Here is a 19,076-nt window from a genome sequence, read left to right as displayed (position 1 = left end):
CCCGGGCGCCTCCCCACGCCCGCGCGCACCCGCGTCACCACCGCTTTCGAAGGACCTCCCATGACGGACCTGCACAACGAGCCCGTGTCGATGTCCCCCTCCGCCCGGGCGGAGGGCGTCACCACCGGAGGCGGTACCGACGGCGGTGTGGAGCCGCTGCCGCTCGGTGAACTGTTCGAGTCGTGGGTGCGCCGTACGCCGGACGCGCCGGCGGTGACCGACGGCCGGCGGACCTGGTCCTACCGGGAACTGGCGGAGCGGACCGGCCGCCTGGCCGCCGATCTCGTACGGCGCGGGGCCGGTCCTGAGCGGACGGTGGCGCTGGTCCTGCCGCGTTCGCTGGAGCTGATCGCCGCCGAACTGGCCGCCGCCCGTGCGGGTGCCGCCTTCCTGCCGGTGGATCCCCAGTACCCGCGCGAGAGGCGCGCGTTGATGCTGGAGGACGCGGCGCCGGCCGTCGTCCTCGACGACCCGGCAGCCCTGCGCGCCGTCATGGAGGCCGCCGGACCCGCCCCTGAGTGCCCGGGCCCGCGAGTGGACGCCGACCAGGCCGCGTACGTCATCTACACCTCGGGCTCGACGGGAACGCCCAAGGGAGTGACCGTCACCCACCGGGGCATCGCCGCCTTCACCGCGGGTGCCGCCGGACAGTACGCCGTGGGCCCCGGCGGCCGGGTCCTGCAGTTCTCCTCACCCAGCTTCGACGCCTCCGTGCTGGAGCTGTTCATCTCCGTCCTGTCCGGCGCCACCCTCGTCGTACCGCCCGACGGCCCCTGGCTGGGCGACGAACTCGCCGCGGTGGTGAACGAGCACCGCATCACCCACGCGCTGATCCCGCCGGCCGCCCTCGCCACCGTGCCCGACTCAGCGCGGATCGGCCCCGGCCGACTGAGCACGCTGATCGTGGGAGCCGAGGCATGCCCCGCGGCACTCGTCGACCACTGGGCACCCGGCCGCCGGATGATCAACTCCTACGGTCCCACCGAGACGACCATCGTGGCCTCCTGGACCGGACCGCTGGCCGCGGGCGGCGGCACACCGAGCATCGGCCGGCCCCTCACCGGCACCGGGACACACGTCCTGGACGAGGCCATGCGCCTCGTACCCGAGGGAGCCGACGGGGAACTGTACGTTGGCGGCGCCGGAGTGGCCCGCGGCTACCTCAACCGGCCCGGCCTCACCGCCGGCCGCTTCGTCGCCAGCCCCTTCGGCCCGCCCGGAGCCCGGCTCTACCGCACGGGCGACCGGGCACGCCGGAACGCGAACGGCGATCTGGAGTACCTGGGCCGGGTCGACCGCCAGGTGAAGGTGCGGGGCTTCCGTATCGAGCCCGGGGAGATCGAGACGGCGCTGCGGCGCCACGGCGGGGTACGCGACGCCGTGGTCGTGGTGCGCGAGGACGAGCCCGGACGACGGCGACTCGTCGGCTACGTCACCCCCGCCGACCCGGAACACGCCCCCGACGCGGCCGACCTGAGGGCGGTCACCGCCGCCGTCCTGCCGCCGCACATGGTGCCCTCCGCCGTGGTCGTCCTGGACGCCCTGCCGCTCACCCCGCAGAACAAGATCGACCGGCGTGCGCTGCCCGCGCCCGTCCGCGCGGTCGCCCCGGGGCATGTGGCGCCGCGTACCTCGCAGGAGCGGGCACTCGCCGACGTCTGGGCGGACGTCCTCGGGGCCGGCGCCATCGGCGTCGAGGACGACTTCTTCGACCTGGGCGGTGACTCGATCCTCGCCGCCCGCGCCCTGGCCCGGATCCGTGAGGAACTCGGCGCCCGGCTCTCGATCCGGGACGTGTTCACCGCGCGAACCGTCGCCGCGCTGGCCCGGCTGGTGAGCCCCTCGGCCCTCGTGGCGCCCCCGGAGCCCATCCCGGCCGTCCCGCGCGACCGGCCGCTTCCGCTCTCCGGCGCCCAGCGACGGCTGTGGTTCCTGGACGACCTCACCCCGGGCGGCACCGAGTACAACACCGGCCTGGCGCTGCGGCTGCGCGGCGAACTGGACGCCGGGGCACTGCGCCGGGCCCTGGACCGGCTGTCCGCCCGCCACGACTCCCTGCGCACGACCTTCGCCACGGAGGACGGCCAGGGGGTGCAACACGTCCACGCGCACGCGGAACTGCCGTTGCGCACCGCCGACGTGACCCACCTGCCCGCCGCCGGGCTCGACGAGGCCGTCGAACGGCTTCTCACCGAGGAACTCGGCCGCTCCTTCGACCTGGCCACCGGTCCGCTGACCCGGGCCCTGCTCGTCCGCCGCGGAAGCGACGACCATGTGCTGCTGCTGGCCCAGCACCACATCGTCACCGACGGCTGGTCCGTGGGCGTCCTGACCCGTGACCTGGCGGCGCTGTACCGGGCCGAGACGTCCGGCCTGCCGTCAGGGCTGCCCGAACCCCGCGTGCAGTACCCGGACTTCGCCGTGTGGGAGCGGCAGCAGCGCTCCGGGAACGGCGACGCGTCGGACCTCGCGTACTGGAAGCGGCATCTCGCCGGCATGCCGCAGCTGGATCTGCCGACCGACCGGCCCCGTCCTGTGGTGCGCACCACCGACGGCGAGGCCCACCGGCAGCACCTCCCGGCCGAGCTGGTGTCACGGCTGAGGCACCTGGCCGCAGGCCGCGGCACGACGGTCTTCACCCTGTTCGCGGGGGCCGCGGCGGTGCTGTTCTCCCGGTACTCCGGGCAGCGGGACATCGCCTTCGGCACCGTCACCACCGGGCGGGGACGCCGCGAACTGGAGGACGTGACCGGGTTCTTCGCCAACACCGTCGTGCTGCGCGGCGAGGTGGACGACGCCATGACCGTCGACCGGTTCGTGGAGAGCATGCGGGCGACGGTGCTGGACGCCTTCGCCCATGAAGCGGTGCCGTTCGACCGGGTGGTGGAGGAGCTGGCCCCGACGCGTGACCCGAGCCGTACCCCGCTGGTGCAGGTGCTCGTGGTGCAGCAGACGGCCCTGAGCGACCCGCCGGGGGCGGGCGGGGTACGCATCGAGCAGCAACCGCTGCCCCGTCCGGCCGCGCGGTTCGACCTGGTGCTGGAGTTCGTGCCGCGTATCGACGGCGGCTGCGAGCTGACGGTCGAGTACAACACCGGCCTGTTCGAAGCGCGGACGGTGGCGCGGATGGCCCGCCAGCTGCGCCGGCTGCTGGAGGGCATGGCCGAGGGGCCGCACCGCACGGTGGGCGAACTGGCCCTGCTGTCGGAGGACGAACGGCACACGGTGCTGGAGGTGTGGAACCCGCCGGCCGAGGACGCCCACCACGCGCCGGCCCGTACGCTGCCCGCGCTGTTCGAGGCACAGGTGGCCCGGACACCCGACCGGACCGCCGTGACGTGCGGACCCGAACGTCTGGACTACGCCGAGGTCAACCGGCGTGCCAACCGGCTCGCCCGGCTGCTGGCCGCCCGCGGCGTCGGGCCCGAGACGCTGGTGGCCCTGTGCCTGCCGCGGACAGCCGAGCTGCTGCCGGTGCTGTGGGCCGTACTGAAAGCGGGGGCGGGTTACCTGCCGGTGGACCCCGGCTATCCGGTCGAGCGCGTCCGCCTCATGCTCGCCGACGCGGCTCCCGCCCTGGTCCTGGCCACCCGCGAGACCGCCGCGGCGCTGCCCGAGGACTGCGTCCCGCTGCTCCTGGAGGACTGCCTCGCGCGGGAGGCGACCCCCACCGTCACCGTCACCGTCACCGCCGACGGCGACAGCACCGGCACCGGCACCCACATCGATCTCACCGACGCCGACCGGGTGCGGCCCCTCGATCCGGAGCATCCCGCCTACGTCATCTACACCTCGGGTTCGACCGGACGTCCCAAGGGCGTCGTGATCACCCATCGCAGTGTCGCGGCGCTCGCGGCGTGGGCGGGGGACCGCTTCGGTCCTCGGCGCCTGGCCCACGTGGTGGCGTCCACCTCACTCAACTTCGACGTGTCGGTCTTCGAGATGCTCTGCCCCCTGCTCGTGGGCGGCGCCATCGAGGTGGTCCCCGACCTTCCGGCCCTCGTCGACACCGCCGCTGCCGCGGAGACCCGGCGGGCCGGGCTCATCAGCGGTGTGCCGTCGGTGATCTCCCGGATGCTCGCCGAGGACGGCGCGCCCGTGACGGCGGACACCGTCGTCCTGGCCGGCGAGGCACTCCCCGCGCAGACCGTGCAGGACCTGCGGCGGGCCATGCCGGGCTGCGACATCGCCAACATCTACGGCCCGACCGAGGCCACGGTCTACGCCACCGCCTGGTTCGCCGGTGACGAGGCACCGGACCAGGCGCCGCCGATCGGCAGGCCCGTGGCCCGTACCCGGGCCTATGTCCTGGACCCCTTGCTGTGTCTCCAGCCGCCGGGCGTGACGGGCGAGCTGTACCTGGGCGGCGGGGGCCTGGCGCGCGGTTATCTGGGGCGCCCGGGGCTGACCGCGTCCCGGTTCGTCGCCGACCCCTTCGGCGCGCCGGGGGACCGTATGTACCGCACCGGGGACCTGGTGCGGTGGAGCGCCGACGGCGAGCTGGAGTACGTGGGCCGCACCGACCAGCAGGTCAAGGTGCGCGGCTTCCGTATCGAACTGGGCGAGGTGGAGGAGGCGCTGCGCGGTCTCGACGGTGTGGCCCAGGCGGCGGCCACGGTGTGGGAGCGCGAGGGCCACCGCCGGCTGGTCGGCTATGTCGTTCCCGCCCCGGACGCGCGCGTCGAGCCGGAGGAGGTGCGCCGTACCCTCGGCCACACCCTGCCCGACTACATGGTGCCGACGGCCGTCATGGTCCTGGCGGACCTGCCCCTCAACCCCAACGGCAAGCTGGACAGGGGCCGCCTCCCGGACCCCGGCCCCGCCCGCGGCCGCTCGCACCGCGTGGCCCCGCGTACGCCCACCGAGCGCGTCCTCGCCGCGGTCTGGGCGGACATCCTGCGCGTGGACCGCATCGGGGTGGACGACAACTTCTTCATGCTGGGCGGCGACTCCATCCTCAGCATCCAGGTGGTGGCCCAGGCCCGGCAGGCGGGACTCACACTGACCTCCCGGGACGTCTACCGCCACCAGACGATCGCCGCCCTCGCCCGCTGCGCCGACGCGGCCGGCGGCCGCGAGCCCGCCGCCCCGGCCCCCGTCGACGCCACCGGCGCCGCGCCCCTCACCCCCATCCAGCGCTGGCTGTTCGAAAGCGCCGCCCGCCACGCGGGCCGCTTCGCCCAGACCCTGTCGTTCCAGACCCCCGACACCCTGGACCCGGCGGCGCTGGAGGAGGCCCTCAACGACCTCGTCGCCCACCACGACGCGCTGCGCTCACGTTTCCTCACCGAGGAGACAGAGGGCGCGGGGGCCGCAGGCGCGGACGCCGAACCGCCCGCCGTCTGGCGCATCGAGGACAAGGCGCCCCGCGTCCACCTGACCCGCCACACGGGCCCGGACACCGACTCACCGCACCACGGCGCCTTCGATGTGCGCCAGGGCCCGCTGCTCCGCGCGGTCCTGCACGACCGCGGCCCCGGCCGGTCCCGCGTGCTGCACCTGTCCGTCCATCACCTGGTCGTCGACGGCGTGTCGTGGCGCGTGCTCATGGAGGACCTGGACCGCGCCTACCGCGCCCGCCGACAGGGCCGGGACGGACAGGCGGCGCTGCCCCCGAAGAGCTCACCCCTGCGGCACTGGGCCCGGCGGCTGTCCGCCCACGCGGCCGACGGCGGCTTCGACGACGAGGCCGCGTACTGGACCGATGCCGTCGCCGGCGCCGGAGCCGCCCTGCCCACCGACGGAGACGGCGCCAACACCTACGCCTCCGCCCGCTCGGTGACCGTCCGCCTCACGCCCGAGGACACCTCCACTCTGCTGCGCACCCTGCCGGACACCTACCGCACCAGGGTCAACGACGTGCTGCTGAGCGCGCTCGGCCGGGTGCTGTGCTCGTGGACCGGGCACGAGCGGGTGCTGGTGGACGTCGAGGGACACGGCCGCGAGGACCTGTTCGCCGACGTCGACACCAGCCGTACCGTGGGCTGGTTCACCACCCGCCACCCCGTCGCCCTCGCCGTCCCGCCCGACGCCGACTGGGACGTCGTACTCAAGCAGGTCAAGGAGCAGTTGCGGGAGGTGCCCCGGCACGGCGTCGGGCACGACACCCTGCGACACCTCGGCCGCCCGGGGGCACTGCCCGAGGCGCCGGAAGCACAGGTCAGCTTCAACTACCTGGGCAGGTTCGGCCTCCCGGACACCACCGGAGGCCTGTACGAGGGCCCGTTCCGCACGCTGGAACTGGACGCCGACCCCGCCGCCCTGCGCCCGCACCCGCTGGAGGTCGTGGGCCGACTGGACGGCGACGCACTGGAGTTCAGCTGGTTCTACTCCGACGAACTGCACACGCGGACGACCGTCGCCGAGCTGGCCGCGCACTTCGCCGACGCGCTGGCCGGCATCGCACGGCACGCCGGCCGGCCCGGCAGCGGCGGACGCACCCCTTCGGACTTCCCCCTGGCCCGCCTCGACCAGGCGGCCGTGGACCGCATCGTCGGCGACGATCCGGACGCGGTGGAGGACATCCATCCGCTCACCTCCACCCAGACCGGCATGCTCTTCCACCGGCTCTCCCAGGACGACCTGGGTGTCTACTTCCAGCAGCTGACCTTCGACCTGGACGGCGTACCCGACCCGGCCGCGCTCGCGGCGGCCTGGCAGCGCGTCACCGACCGCACGCCCGTGCTGCGCGCCGGCGTCGTCTGGCAGGACGTACCCGAGCCGCTCCTGGTGGTGCGGCGGCACGCGACCCTGCCCGTGACCCACCTGGACTGGCGCGACCTGGGCGAGGAGGAGCGCGGGCACCGACTGCGGGACCTTCTCGACCGGGACCGCGAGCAGGGCATCGACCTCGACCGGGCCCCGCTCCAGCGGCTGGTGCTCGCCAGGATCTCCGACGGCGGTGTACGGGTGGTGTGGTCGTTCCACCATCTGATCCTGGACGGCTGGAGCCTGTTCCAGGTGCTGTCCGACGTGTTCACCGGCCACGCCACGGGCGGGCGGGAGCCGCTGCCCGACCGGCGACCCTTCCGGGACTACGTGGCCTGGCTGCGCGAGCGCGACGGGGCCGAGGCCGAACGGCACTGGCGACGCCGCCTGGCCGACCTGGCCGAGGCGACCGCGCTGCCGTACGACCGGGAGCCGCGGGAGAGCCACCGGGCCGAGTCCACCGCGGCCGTCCGCACCACCGTGGACACGGCCACCACCCGCGCACTGGAGGAGCTGGCCAGGACGGCCGGGCTGACCGTCAACACCCTCGTGCAGGGTGCCTGGGCGCTGCTGCTGAGCCGTCAGGCCCGCAGGGACGACGTCGTGTTCGGCACGACCGTGTCCGGGCGGCCCCCCGAGCTGCCGGGTGCCGACACCATGACCGGCCTGTTCATCACGACCCTGCCCACGCGGGTGGCGGTGCCGCACGACAGGCCCCTGCTCGACTGGCTGCGCGACCTCCAGCAGGAGCAGAGCGAGGACCGCCGCCACGACCACGTGCCGCTCACCCGGATGAAGGGGTACACCGAACTCCCCGAAGAGGCCGCCCTGTTCGACAGCATCGTCGTCTTCGAGAACTACCCGGTCGACGACGAGTTGGCCGCCGCGCACGGACTGCGGCTGAGCGCCCTGGACGGCATCGAGACCACCAACTACCCGCTGAGCCTGGTGGCCTACCCGGGCGCCGAACTCGGTCTGCGGCTCGGCTACGACCCTCGGCTGTTCGACGCGGACACCGCCGGGCGCATGGTCGAGTACCTCACCGTCCTGCTGACGAACATGGCGGCCACGCCCCAACTGCCGCCCGCACGGGTGCCGTTGCTCACGGACGCCCGCCGCGCCCAGGTGGTCGAGGAGTGGAACGACACGGCCACCGGGACACCCGAGGCCACCGTGGCGGAACTGTTCGCCGCGCAGGTCCGGCGCACACCGGACGCCGTGGCCCTGGAGACGGACGCGGAGCGGCTCACCTACCGGGAACTCGACGCCCGGGCCGCACTGCTGGCCGGCCGGCTCGCCGCGCTCGGTGTGGCCGCCGAGGTCCCGGTCGGCGTGCTGATGGACCGCTCGGCCGACCTCGTGGCCGTACAGCTCGCCCTGGTCCGCACCGGCGGAGTGTTCGTACCGCTGGACAGCAGGGCGCCGCACGAGCGGCTGCGCCGGATGCTCGCCGAGGCGGGGGCGCGGCTGCTGCTCGCGGACGCCGACCGACAGGCCACGGCGGCGGAGGTGCTGCCCGACGGGACCGTACTGCGCGTGGCCGACCTCCTCGCCGCGGACGCACGGGGCGCGGACGGCGAGGTCGCGCGCTTCGGGGAGATCCACCCGGACAACGTCCAGTACCTGATGTTCACTTCCGGCTCCACCGGCACCCCCAAGGGCGTCGCGGTACGCCAGCGGGACGTCGCCGCGCTCGCCCTCGACAGCGCCTTCGCCGGACACGACCGGGTCCTCGTGCACTCCCCGCACGCCTTCGACGCCGCCACCTACGAGGTGTGGGTGCCGCTGCTGCGGGGCGGTACGGCCGTGCTGGCCCCGCCGGCCGACGTGGACGCCGCCGTGGTCCGCCGCGCGATCACCGAGCAGGGAGTGCGGTGCCTGTGGCTGACCGCCGGCCTTTTCCGGCTGCTCGCCCAGGAGGACCCCACCTGTCTGCGCGGCGCCCGTGAGGTGTGGACCGGCGGCGAGGCCGTACCCGGTGCGGTGGTGGGCCGCGTGCTCGACGCCTGCTCCGGCCTCACCGTGGTCGACGGCTACGGACCGACCGAGACCACCACCTTCGCGACCCGGCGGATCTTCCACGCCGGTGACCCGCTGCCGCCCGTGCTGCCCATCGGACGGCCGCTCGACAACACGCGCGTGTACGTGCTGGACGGCACCCTCCAGCCGCAACCGCCGGGTATACCGGGGGAGTTGTACATCGCGGGCGCGGGACTGGCCCGTGGCTATGCCGGCCGCCCCGGTGCGACAGCCGCGCGTTACCTGGCGGATCCGTTCGGTCCGTCCGGCGGGCGGATGTACCGCACCGGAGACATCGTGCGGTGGAGCGCCGACGGCGAACTGCACTTCGTGGGACGCGCGGACGACCAGGTCAAGATCCGGGGATTCCGCGTCGAGCCCACCGAGATCGAGGCCCGGCTCACCGCACATCCGGCCGTCGCCGAGACGGTCGTCTCGGTGTACGAGCACGCCGGACGCAAGCGGCTGGCCGCGCACCTCGTGCCCGCGCCCTCGGCCGTCGTGCCGTCCGCGGAGGAGCTGCGCGCGCACGTCGTCGCCGAACTGCCCGACTACATGGCTCCCGCCGCCTTCGTCACGCTGGCCGAACTGCCTCTGACGGCCAACGGCAAGGTGGACCGGCGCCGGCTGCCCGCACCCGACTGGACGGCGGCCGGCGACGACGGGTACCGCGCGCCGCGCACCGAGGCCGAGCGGACCCTCGCCGGGATCTGGGCGGAGCTGCTCGGAGTGGAACGGGTCGGCGCCGACACCAACTTCTTCACACTGGGCGGCGACTCGATCCTCAGCATCCAGGTCGTCTCCCGCGCCCGCGCCGCCGGACTCGCGCTCACACCGAGGGATCTGTTCCGGCATCCGACGGTCGCCGCTCTGGCCGCCGCGGCGACCACCGGTAGTGCCGTACCGGTCGCGGGGACCGGCCCGGTGAGCGGCGAGGTCCCGCTCACCCCGATCCAGCACTGGTTCCTCGAACCCGGGCCGCTGCGGCCGGAGTTCTTCAACCAGTCCGTCGTCGTGGAGACGCCCGACGACGTCGACCCGGCGGCCCTGCGCCGCGCCCTGGCGGCCGTGTACGCGCACCACGACGCCCTGCGCTGCCGTTTCGTCCGGTCCGCCGACGGCTCCTGGCGCCAGGAGTGCCCGGGAGCCGACGAGGAGAGCCCCGAACTGCTGGCGGTCCACGACCTGCGCGGGCTCGGGGAGACGGCGAGCGAGGAGACCCGAGCCCGGGTGACGGCCGAGGCGCACACCTCCTTCCGGCTCGCAGCCGGACCGCTGCTGACGGCCCGGCTGTTCACCGGCGCCACCGGCGCTACCGGCGGAACCAGCACCACCGGCACCCGCCTGCTCCTGGTCGTGCACCACCTGGTTGTGGACGGCGTCTCCTGGCGCGTCCTGCTGGAGGACCTGGAGACCGCCTACGGGCAGGCCCGTGCCGGTGAGCCCGTACGGCTGCCCGAGCGGACGACCTCCGTCCAGGAGTGGACGCGGCGGCTGCACGCCCACACCGCGTCGGGCGGTTTCGCCGCGCAGCGCGAGCACTGGGAGACGGTGGCCCGGCACTGCGCCGCACCCCTGCCGGTGGACGGCGACGGCGGCAACACCATGGCCGACGTGGACGCCGTGACCGTACGCCTCGACCGGCGGCGCACGGATGCCCTGTTGCGGGAGGTGCCTGGTGTCTACCGCACCCGTGTCGACGACGTCCTGCTGACCGCCCTCGGCCGGGTGCTCGCCGACTGGACCGGACGGCGGACCGTCACCGTCGGCCTGGAGGGACACGGCCGCGAGGACCAGCTCTTCGACGACATCGACCTGTCCCGCACGGTGGGCTGGTTCACCGGCCTGTTCCCCATCGCCCTCGACCTCCCGGACAGGGACGGGGACGGGGACTGGGGTGCCGCCCTGAAGTCCGTCAAGGAGCAGTTGCGGGCGGTGCCCGCGCGGGGCCTGGGTCACGGAGCCCTGCGCCACCTGGCGCGCGACGAGCGCCTGACCGACGCGCCGATGCCCGGCGTCAGCTTCAACTACCTGGGCCGCTTCGACTGGTCGGCCCGGGGCGGCGCGCTGGTGCACTCCGTGCCCGGCGGCCTGGACGGCGCCGAAGCACCGGAGTCCGTACGCCCGCATCTGCTCGACGTGGTCGCCCGTGTCGAGGACGGCGAGCTGGAGATCACCTGGCACTACAGCCGGCACCTGCACCGGCAGGAGACCGTCGACGGCCTCGCGGCGGGCATGCTGCGGGCGCTGCAGGACGTCGTCGCCCACTGCGCCGGGCCGGACGCGGGAGGCCGTACGCCGTCGGACTTCCCGCTGGTCCGGATCGACCAGGCCGCCGTGGACCGGGTCGTGGGCGACGGCCGCACGGTCGATGACCTGTACCCCCTGACGCCGATGCAGGCGGGCATGCTGTTCCACAGCCTGCTCGATTCCGACAGCCGCACCTACGTCAACCAGGTGCAACTGGTGCTGTCGGGCGTCACCGATCCGCGGGCCCTGGCCGAGGCGTGGCAGCGGACGGTGGACGCCAACGCGATGCTGCGCACCCACCCGGTGTGGCAGGAGACCGCCGAGCCCATGCAGGCCGTACGGCGGCGGGCGACCGTGCCCGTCACGCACCACGACTGGTCCGGATGGTCCGCCGAGCGCCGCGAGACGGAACTCGCGCGGCTGGTCGACGAGGACCGGCAGACAGGCATCGACCTGGAGACGGCGCCGCTGATGCGCCTGGCCCTGATCCGGCTGTCGCCCGAACGGGTGCGGATGCTGTGGACCTTCCACCACCTGCTGCTCGACGGGTGGAGCGCGGCCCAGGTCTTCGACGAGGTGTGCGAGCGGTACGCGGCGCTCAGCTCGGGGCGCCGCCCGGACGTGCCCGACCGCGCGCCCTTCGGCGACTACCTCGGCTGGCTGGCCGGGCAGGACACCGGGCGGGCCGAAGCGTACTGGCGCGAGGCCCTGGCCGGTTTCCCCGTCGCCACCGGACTGCCGCGCGACCGGCGGCCCGCCGAGGCGCACCGCACCTCGTCCTGCGGGTCGGTGCGGGTGACGCTCGACGCCGACGTGTCGGCGCGGCTGCGGGAGACGGCACAGGCGGCCGGTCTGACTCTCAACACCGTTCTCCAGGGCGCCTGGGCGCTGCTGCTGTCCCGCTACGGCGGCGGGGACGACGTGGTGTTCGGCACCACCGTCTCCGGGCGGCCCGCCGACCTGCCGGGTGTCACCTCCATGGTCGGCCTGTTCATCAACACCCTGCCCACCCGCGCGCACATCGACGAAGAGCGCCGCCTGCTGGACTGGCTGGGCGAGCTCCAGGCCGCCCAGTCGGAGTCACGGCGCCACGACTTCGTCTCCCTCGCCCAGCTCCAGACCTGGAGCGAAGTACCGGGCGGCACGTCCCTGTTCGACAGCATCGTGGTCTTCGAGAACTATCCGTTCGACGCGGACGCCCTGGCCCGGCACGGCCTCGCCATGGAGCAGGAACGCGATGTGGAACCGACCAACTACCCGCTCAGCGTGGTGGTCGCGCCCGGCGACACCCTCACCGTCACCCTGGACTACGATCCCGCCGCCTTCGACGCCGCCACCGTCGACGGCATCGGCGCGAGCCTGCGCACGCTGTTGACCGAGATGGCCACAGGACCGGACCGCTCGCTGGCCGACCTGCCCCTGGTGTCCGCCCAGGAGGGCCGCCGACTGCTGGACCGCTTCGGCGGCCCGGTGGCCGAGGCCCCGTACCGCACGCTGCCGGAGGCGTTCGGCGCCCAGGTCGCGCGGACCCCCGACGCCCCGGCCGTGCTCGGCGGCGGCCGGGAACAGCTCACCTACCGGCAGCTCGACGAGCGCGCCAACCGGATGGCCCGACTGCTCATCGAGGCCGGGGCCGGGCCCGAACGCTTCGTCGCGCTCGCCCTGCCGCGCACCCCTGACCTGATCGTGGCGCTCCTGGCGGTCCTCAAGAGCGGCGCCGCCTATCTGCCCGTCGACCCGGGCCACCCGGCCGAGCGCATCGCCTTCCTCTTCGACGACGTGCGGCCCGAAGCGGTCGTCACCTGCGCGGAGACGGGCGGACGGCTGCCGGACGGGCCGTTCACCCGGATCGCCCTCGACGACCCCGCCTGCGCCGCGCGCCTGGCCGCCCTGCCCGGCGACGGCATCACCGACGACGAGCGGCACGGACGGCTGCTGCCGGACCATCCCGCCTACGTCATCCACACCTCCGGCTCGACCGGCCGGCCCAAGGGCGTCGTCGTCGCCCAGGCGTCGGTACTGGCCCTGACCGACTGGGCCGCCGCCGAGTTCGGCGGTCGCGGCCTTGAGCACGTGGTGGCTTCCACCTCGCTCAACTTCGACGTGTCGGTGTTCGAGATCTTCTCGCCCCTGCTGGCGGGTGGCCGCGTCGAGATCGTCCATGACCTGCTGGCTCTCGCCGAACGCGAGGAGCCCTGGCGGGCGGGACTGCTCAGCGCGGTGCCCTCCGCGCTCGGGCGGCTGCTGGCGGAGGACACCGTCCACGTCAGCGCCGACACCGTCGTCCTCGCCGGCGAGGCGCTGCCCGAACGGACCGTGCGCCAGGTCCGCTCGGCGGTCCCCGGCTGCCGGGTGATGAACATCTACGGCCCCACCGAGGCCACCGTCTACGCCACCGCCTTCACCTGCGACCCGGCCGAACCCGACCGCGTACCGCCCATCGGCAGGCCCGTCGGCGGAGCCCGCGCCTACGCCCTGGACGCGCGGCTGCGCCCGGTGCCCGCCGGAGTGCCTGGCGAGCTGTACCTGGCCGGAACCGGGGTGGCCCGCGGTTACCTCGACCGTCCGGGCCTGACCGCGTCCCGCTTCCCGGCCGACCCGTTCGGCCCGCCCGGCGGCCGCATGTACCGCACCGGAGACCTCGTACGGTGGACGGCCGACGGCGAGCTGGTGTACCTCGGCCGCTCGGACGACCAGGTGAAGGTCCGCGGCTTCCGCATCGAACTCGGAGAGGTGGAGGCCGCGTTGACCCGGCACCCCGAGGTGTCCGCGGCGGCGGCCCGCGTGGTCGAGCACGACGGTCACAAGCGTCTGGTGGCGTACGCGGTCCCCGAGGGTCCCGGGCTTCCAGACTCCGCCGAGCTGCGGGCCTTCCTCGCGCGTACGCTCCCCGACCACCTGGTCCCCGCGCTCGTCGTGCCGCTGGAGCGGCTGCCCCTGGGGGCCACCGGAAAGCTGGACCGGCGGGCGCTGCCCGACCCCGTGTGGTCGGCGTCGGGCGGGAGCGGCGACCGCCCGCCGCGCACCGGGGCCGAGCGGGTGCTCGCCGCGATCTGGTCCGAGGTGCTGGGCGTGCCCGACGTGGGCGCGCGGGACAACTACTTCGCGCTCGGCGGCGACTCCGTCCTCGGCATCCAGATCGTCTCCGCCGCCCGCAGGGCCGGTCTCGCACTGACACCCCGGCACCTGTTCCGCCACCAGACCGTGGCCGAACTGGCCGCCGCGGCCGAGGACCCGGCGGTCCCGCGGACCGCGGCGGAACAGGGCCCGGTCGTCGGGGACGTACCGCTGACCCCGGTCCAGCACTGGCTGTTCGACGATCTCACCGGCGACCCCGCCCGGTTGACCCAGGCGGTCTCCTTCCACCTCGCAGCCGACACCGACGAGACGCTGCTGCGGGCCGCCCTGGCGGTCGTCCTGGAACACCACGACGCCCTGCGTCTGCGCTTCGAGCCGGTCGGTGACGGACGGTGGCGGCAGTACGGGACCGCGCCGGGGGAGGCCCCGCCCCTGGAGGCGCACGACCTCACCGACGGCCTCGACACGGGGGCTCAGCCGCGAGAGCCGTCCGCAGCCTCCGCGGCGGGCGAATCGGCCGGGGCCGCCGAGGTCCGGGCGTCGGCGGCGGGCGAGGGTTCCGAGGGTTCTGAGGGTTCTGAGGGTTCTGAGGTTCGGGCGGCGAACAAGCAGCCCGAGGGCCACGATGTCTTCGCCTCGGCGGCAGGCGACCCGGCCGACCCGGCCGACGCCTCCGACCCGGCCGACGCCTCCGACGCGGCGATACGCGCCCTCGCCGACCGCCTGTGCGCCGGGTTCGACCTCGCCGAAGGGCCCCTGCTGCGGGCCGCCCTGTGCCGGCGCGGCGACGACCGGCGCCCCGTCCTGCTGCTGGCCGCCCACCACCTGGTCGTGGACGCGGTCTCCTGGCGCCTGATCCTGGAGGACCTGGAGACCGCCTACCGGGCACTGCGCGCCGGCGAGCGGGCCGACCTCGGCCCGAAGAGCACCTCCTTCCGGACGTGGGCCCAGCGCCTGGCCGCCCACACCGCCTCCGGCGGCTTCGACGACGAACTCGCCCACTGGCAGGGCCTGTCCGCCGACGCCACACCGCTGCCGACCGACCTCACCGGTGCCAACACGGCCGCCTGCGAGGAGACGGTGACGGTGAGCCTGGACGCCGACGAGACCCGGCGGCTGCTCCAGGACGTACCGGACGTCTACCGCACCCGCGTCAACGACGTCCTGCTGAGCGCCCTGGGACGGGTCCTGGGCCGCTGGACCGGACGGGACCGGGTCATGGTGGCGCTGGAGGGCCACGGCCGTGAGGACCTGTTCGAGGACGTCGACCTGGCCCGTACCGTCGGCTGGTTCACCACCATGTTCCCCGTCGCGCTGGACGTGCCCGGGGACGCGGGCACCGGGGCGGCGCTCAAGTCCGTCAAGGAGGGCCTGCGGGCCGTTCCGAGGAGCGGACTGGGCTACGGCGCCCTGCGCCACCTGCACCCCGACCGCGACCGGCTCGGCCTGCCGGGACTCCCGCAGGTCGGCTTCAACTACCTGGGTCAGCAGGACCGGAGCACCACCACGGACGGCCTGCTGCACACCCCGTACGCCGGACTCGCCGGCGGCCTCGACCCCGCGGCGGAACGGCCGCACCTGCTCGACCTGCTCGGTCGGGTCACCGACAAGCGGCTGGAGTTCACCTGGTCGTACTCGCGCGAGGTGCACCGGCGGGACACGGTGACCCGGCTCGCGACCGAACTGGCCGACGAACTGCGGCACATCGTGCGGCACTGCGCCGAACCCGGCGCCGGAGGCCGTAGCCCGTCCGACTTCCCGCTGGTGGCGCTGGACCAGACGACGGTGGACCGACTGGTGGGCACCGGCCGCGACATCGTGGACCTCTATCCGCTCACCCCCACCCAGACCGGCATGGTCGTGCACGGCCTGGACGAGCCCGGCCGGGGCATGTACGTCGAGCAGATCACGTTCGTCGCGGACGGGGTGCGCGACCCGCGCCTGCTCGCCGCCGCCTGGCAGCACGTGGTCGACCGCACACCCGTCCTGCGCACCACCGTGGTGCTGAACGGCGTCCCCGCCCCGCTCCAGGCCGTGCACCGCACCGCCGCGCTGCCGGTCACCGAGCTCGACTGGAGCGCCCTGACCTCGGACGCGCGCGACACCGCATTGGAACGGCTGCTCGCCGAGGACAAGACCCGCGGCCTGGCCCTGGACCACGCCCCGCTGCTGCGCCTGGCCCTGATCCGGCTCGGCCCGGACCAGGTGCGGGTCGTGTGGACCTTCCACCACGTCCTGCTGGACGGCTGGAGCGTCTTCCACGTCCTGGCCGACGTCATGGCCGCGCACGAGGCGCTCGTTGGGGGCGAGGAGCCCCGGCTGCCGGACCGCCGTCCGTTCGGCGACTACGCGGCCTGGCTCGCGGCCCGGGAGACCGCACCCGCCGAGGAGCACTGGAGGACCGCCCTCGCGGACCTCGTCGCCCCCACGCCGCTGCCCTACGACCGCAGGCCGGCCCAGAGCTCCGCGGCCCGCTCCGACACCTGGCTGTCCCAGTGGCTGGACACGGAGGAGACCAAGCGGCTGGAGGACTTCGCCCGCCGCAACCGCCTGACCCTCAACACCGTCGCGCAGGGCGCCTGGGCGCTGCTGCTGTCGCGGTGGAGCGGCGAACGGGAGGTGTGCTTCGGCACCACCGTCTCAGGACGGCCCGCAGACCTGACCGGCGCCGACACCATCACCGGCCTGTTCATCACCACCCTGCCCGCCCGGGTCACCGTGGACGGGAACGCGGCCTGCGACACCTGGCTGCGGGACACCCAGGCCGTACGGGCCGAGGACCGCCGCTTCGATCACGTTCCCCTGACCGACCTCCAGGCGTGGAGCGGGCTGCCCGCCGGGACGCCGATGTTCGACAGTCTCCTGGTCTTCGAGAACTACCCGGTCGGCGACGCCACGGCCGGCGCCCACGGCGTCCACGTACACGACCTCGACGCCCGGGAGGCGACCAACTACCCCCTCACCGTGGTGATCTCGCCCGGCGAGCGGCTCGGCGTCGAACTCGGCTACGACCCGCGCCACTTCGACGCGGCCACGGCCGCCTCCCTCGCCGCCCAACTCCTGCACACGCTGGGTGAACTGGCCGCCGCCCAGGACACCGACCGCCTGGACGCCGACCGCCTGGACGCGATCGACATCCTGCCGCCCGGGGAACGGGCCCGGCTGCTGCGCGGCCCCGCCCGCCCGCGGCTCGCACCGGTGGCCCCGGCGACCCTGCCCGCCCTGATCGAGGCAGCGGTGGACCGCCGTCCCACGGCCACGGCACTGAGCGGGCCCGGCCTGTCCCTGACCTTCGCCGAGACGGAGGAACGGGCCAACCGCCTGGCGCACCGGCTCATCGCGCGCGGCGCGGGCCCCGGCACCCTCGTCGCCCTGGTCCTGCCGCGCTCGGCGGACATGGTCCTCGCCCAGCTCGCGGTCACGAAGGCCGGCGCCGCCTTCCTGCCGGTGGATCCCGACTACCCGCCGGAGCGGGTGGCGTTCATGCTGCGGGACGCGGCGCCCGCCGTCACGCTCGACGCCGCCGAGGTGTCCGCGCTGCTCGCGGACGAGCACGGTGGGTCCGAAGCCTCCGAGGGGCATGGCGCGCCGGACGGTACGCCCGGCCGCCGGCCCACCGACGCCGACCGCGGCCGTCCGCTGGACCTGGACGATCCGGCCTACGTCATCTACACCTCCGGCTCCACCGGCACCCCCAAGGGAGTGGTGGTCACCCACCGGGGCCTGGCCGCCTTCGCCGCCGCCGAGGCCGCGCACTACCAGGTGGCGCCGGACGACCGGGTGCTGGCGTTCGCCACACCCAGCTTCGACGCCTCGGTGCTGGAGCTGTGCATGTCCCTGCCGCAGGGCGCCCGCCTGGTCGTCCCACGGCCCGGTCCGCTGCTCGGGGCCGAACTCGCCGACGTGCTGCGCGCCGAGCGCATCACCCACACCCTGCTGCCCCCGGCCGCACTCGCCACCCTGCCGCCGGACACCCCCGGCACCCTGCCCGACCTCAAGACCCTCACCGTGGGCGCCGACGCGTGCGGCGCCGACCTGGTCGCCCGCTGGGCCCCGCACCACCGACTGGTCAACTCCTACGGCCCGACCGAGGCCACCGTCGTCGCCACCTGGTCGGACCCCTTGGAGGCGAACGGCAGCGCCCCGCCCATCGGCCGCCCACTGCCCGCCACCGGGGCCTACGTCCTGGACGCCCGCCGACGGCCGGTCCCCGACGGCGTGGCGGGCGAACTGTGGCTGAGCGGACCGCCACTGGCCCGCGGCTACCTGGGCCGTCCCGGTCTGACCGCGACCCGCTTCACCGCCGACCCGTTCGGGCCGCCCGGCACCCGTATGTACCGCACCGGCGACCTCGTACGACGCGACGCCCGCGGTGAACTGCACTACCTGGGCCGCACCGACCACCAGCTCAAGCTGCGCGGCCACCGCATCGAGGCGGGCGAGGTCGAGGCCACGCTCGTACGCCACCCGGCGGTGCTGGACGCCCTGGTGAGCGTCCGGGAGGACGAACCGGGCCTGCCGCGTCTGGTCGCCCACCTGCTGCGCGCGCCGGACGCGGGGACCCCCACCGCCGCGGAACTTCGGGCGCTGGCCGCCGCGAGCCTGCCGGGCCCGATGGTGCCTTCCGCGTACGTCGTCCTTGAGCGCTTCCCGCTCACCGAGAACGGCAAGACCGACCGGGCCGCCCTGCCCGCGCCCGCACCGGACGCGCCGCGGACCGCGGAGCACGTCGCTCCGCGCACCCCCACCGAGGAGATCCTGGCCGCCCTGTGGGAGGAGGCGCTGCACACGCGTGTCGGCGCCGAGGACGACTACTTCGATCTGGGCGGTGACTCCCTGCGCGCCCTCCACATCTCCTCGCGTGCCAACGACGCCTTCGGCGTGCACCTCACACCCCGTGACGTCCTGGTGCACCGCACGGTCGCCGCCCTGGCCGACCTGGTGGAGGAACACGTACTCAGCGAACTCGAAGACGCCGCACGCGGCGACAGCGACCACGACGAACGGTGAGGACCGGCAGA

The 19,076-nt window shown here is 74.5% G+C and carries 1 protein-coding gene; it reads left to right on the top strand.

All coding sequences use genetic code 11. The features are described from left to right. Nucleotides 1-60 precede the first annotated feature (60 nt). On the top strand, nt 61-19,065 hold the full coding sequence (locus ACIOKD_RS12340; protein ID WP_402081883.1) for a non-ribosomal peptide synthase/polyketide synthase: 19,005 nt from the start codon (nt 61-63) through the stop codon (nt 19,063-19,065). Nucleotides 19,066-19,076: the final 11 nt, after the last annotated feature.

This window comes from Streptomyces sp. NPDC087844, assembly GCF_044742785.1.
In the GTDB taxonomy this organism is placed as follows: domain Bacteria; phylum Actinomycetota; class Actinomycetes; order Streptomycetales; family Streptomycetaceae; genus Streptomyces.
The sequence above is the reverse complement of the archived record's forward strand: the minus strand, read 5'-3'. Positions and strand labels throughout refer to the sequence as shown.

What these genes read in the sequence shown, in the direction of transcription:
- ACIOKD_RS12340 (WP_402081883.1), top strand. Translation starts at nt 61, where the DNA reads ATGACGGACCTGCACAACGAGCCCGTGTCGATGTCCCCCTCCGCCCGG.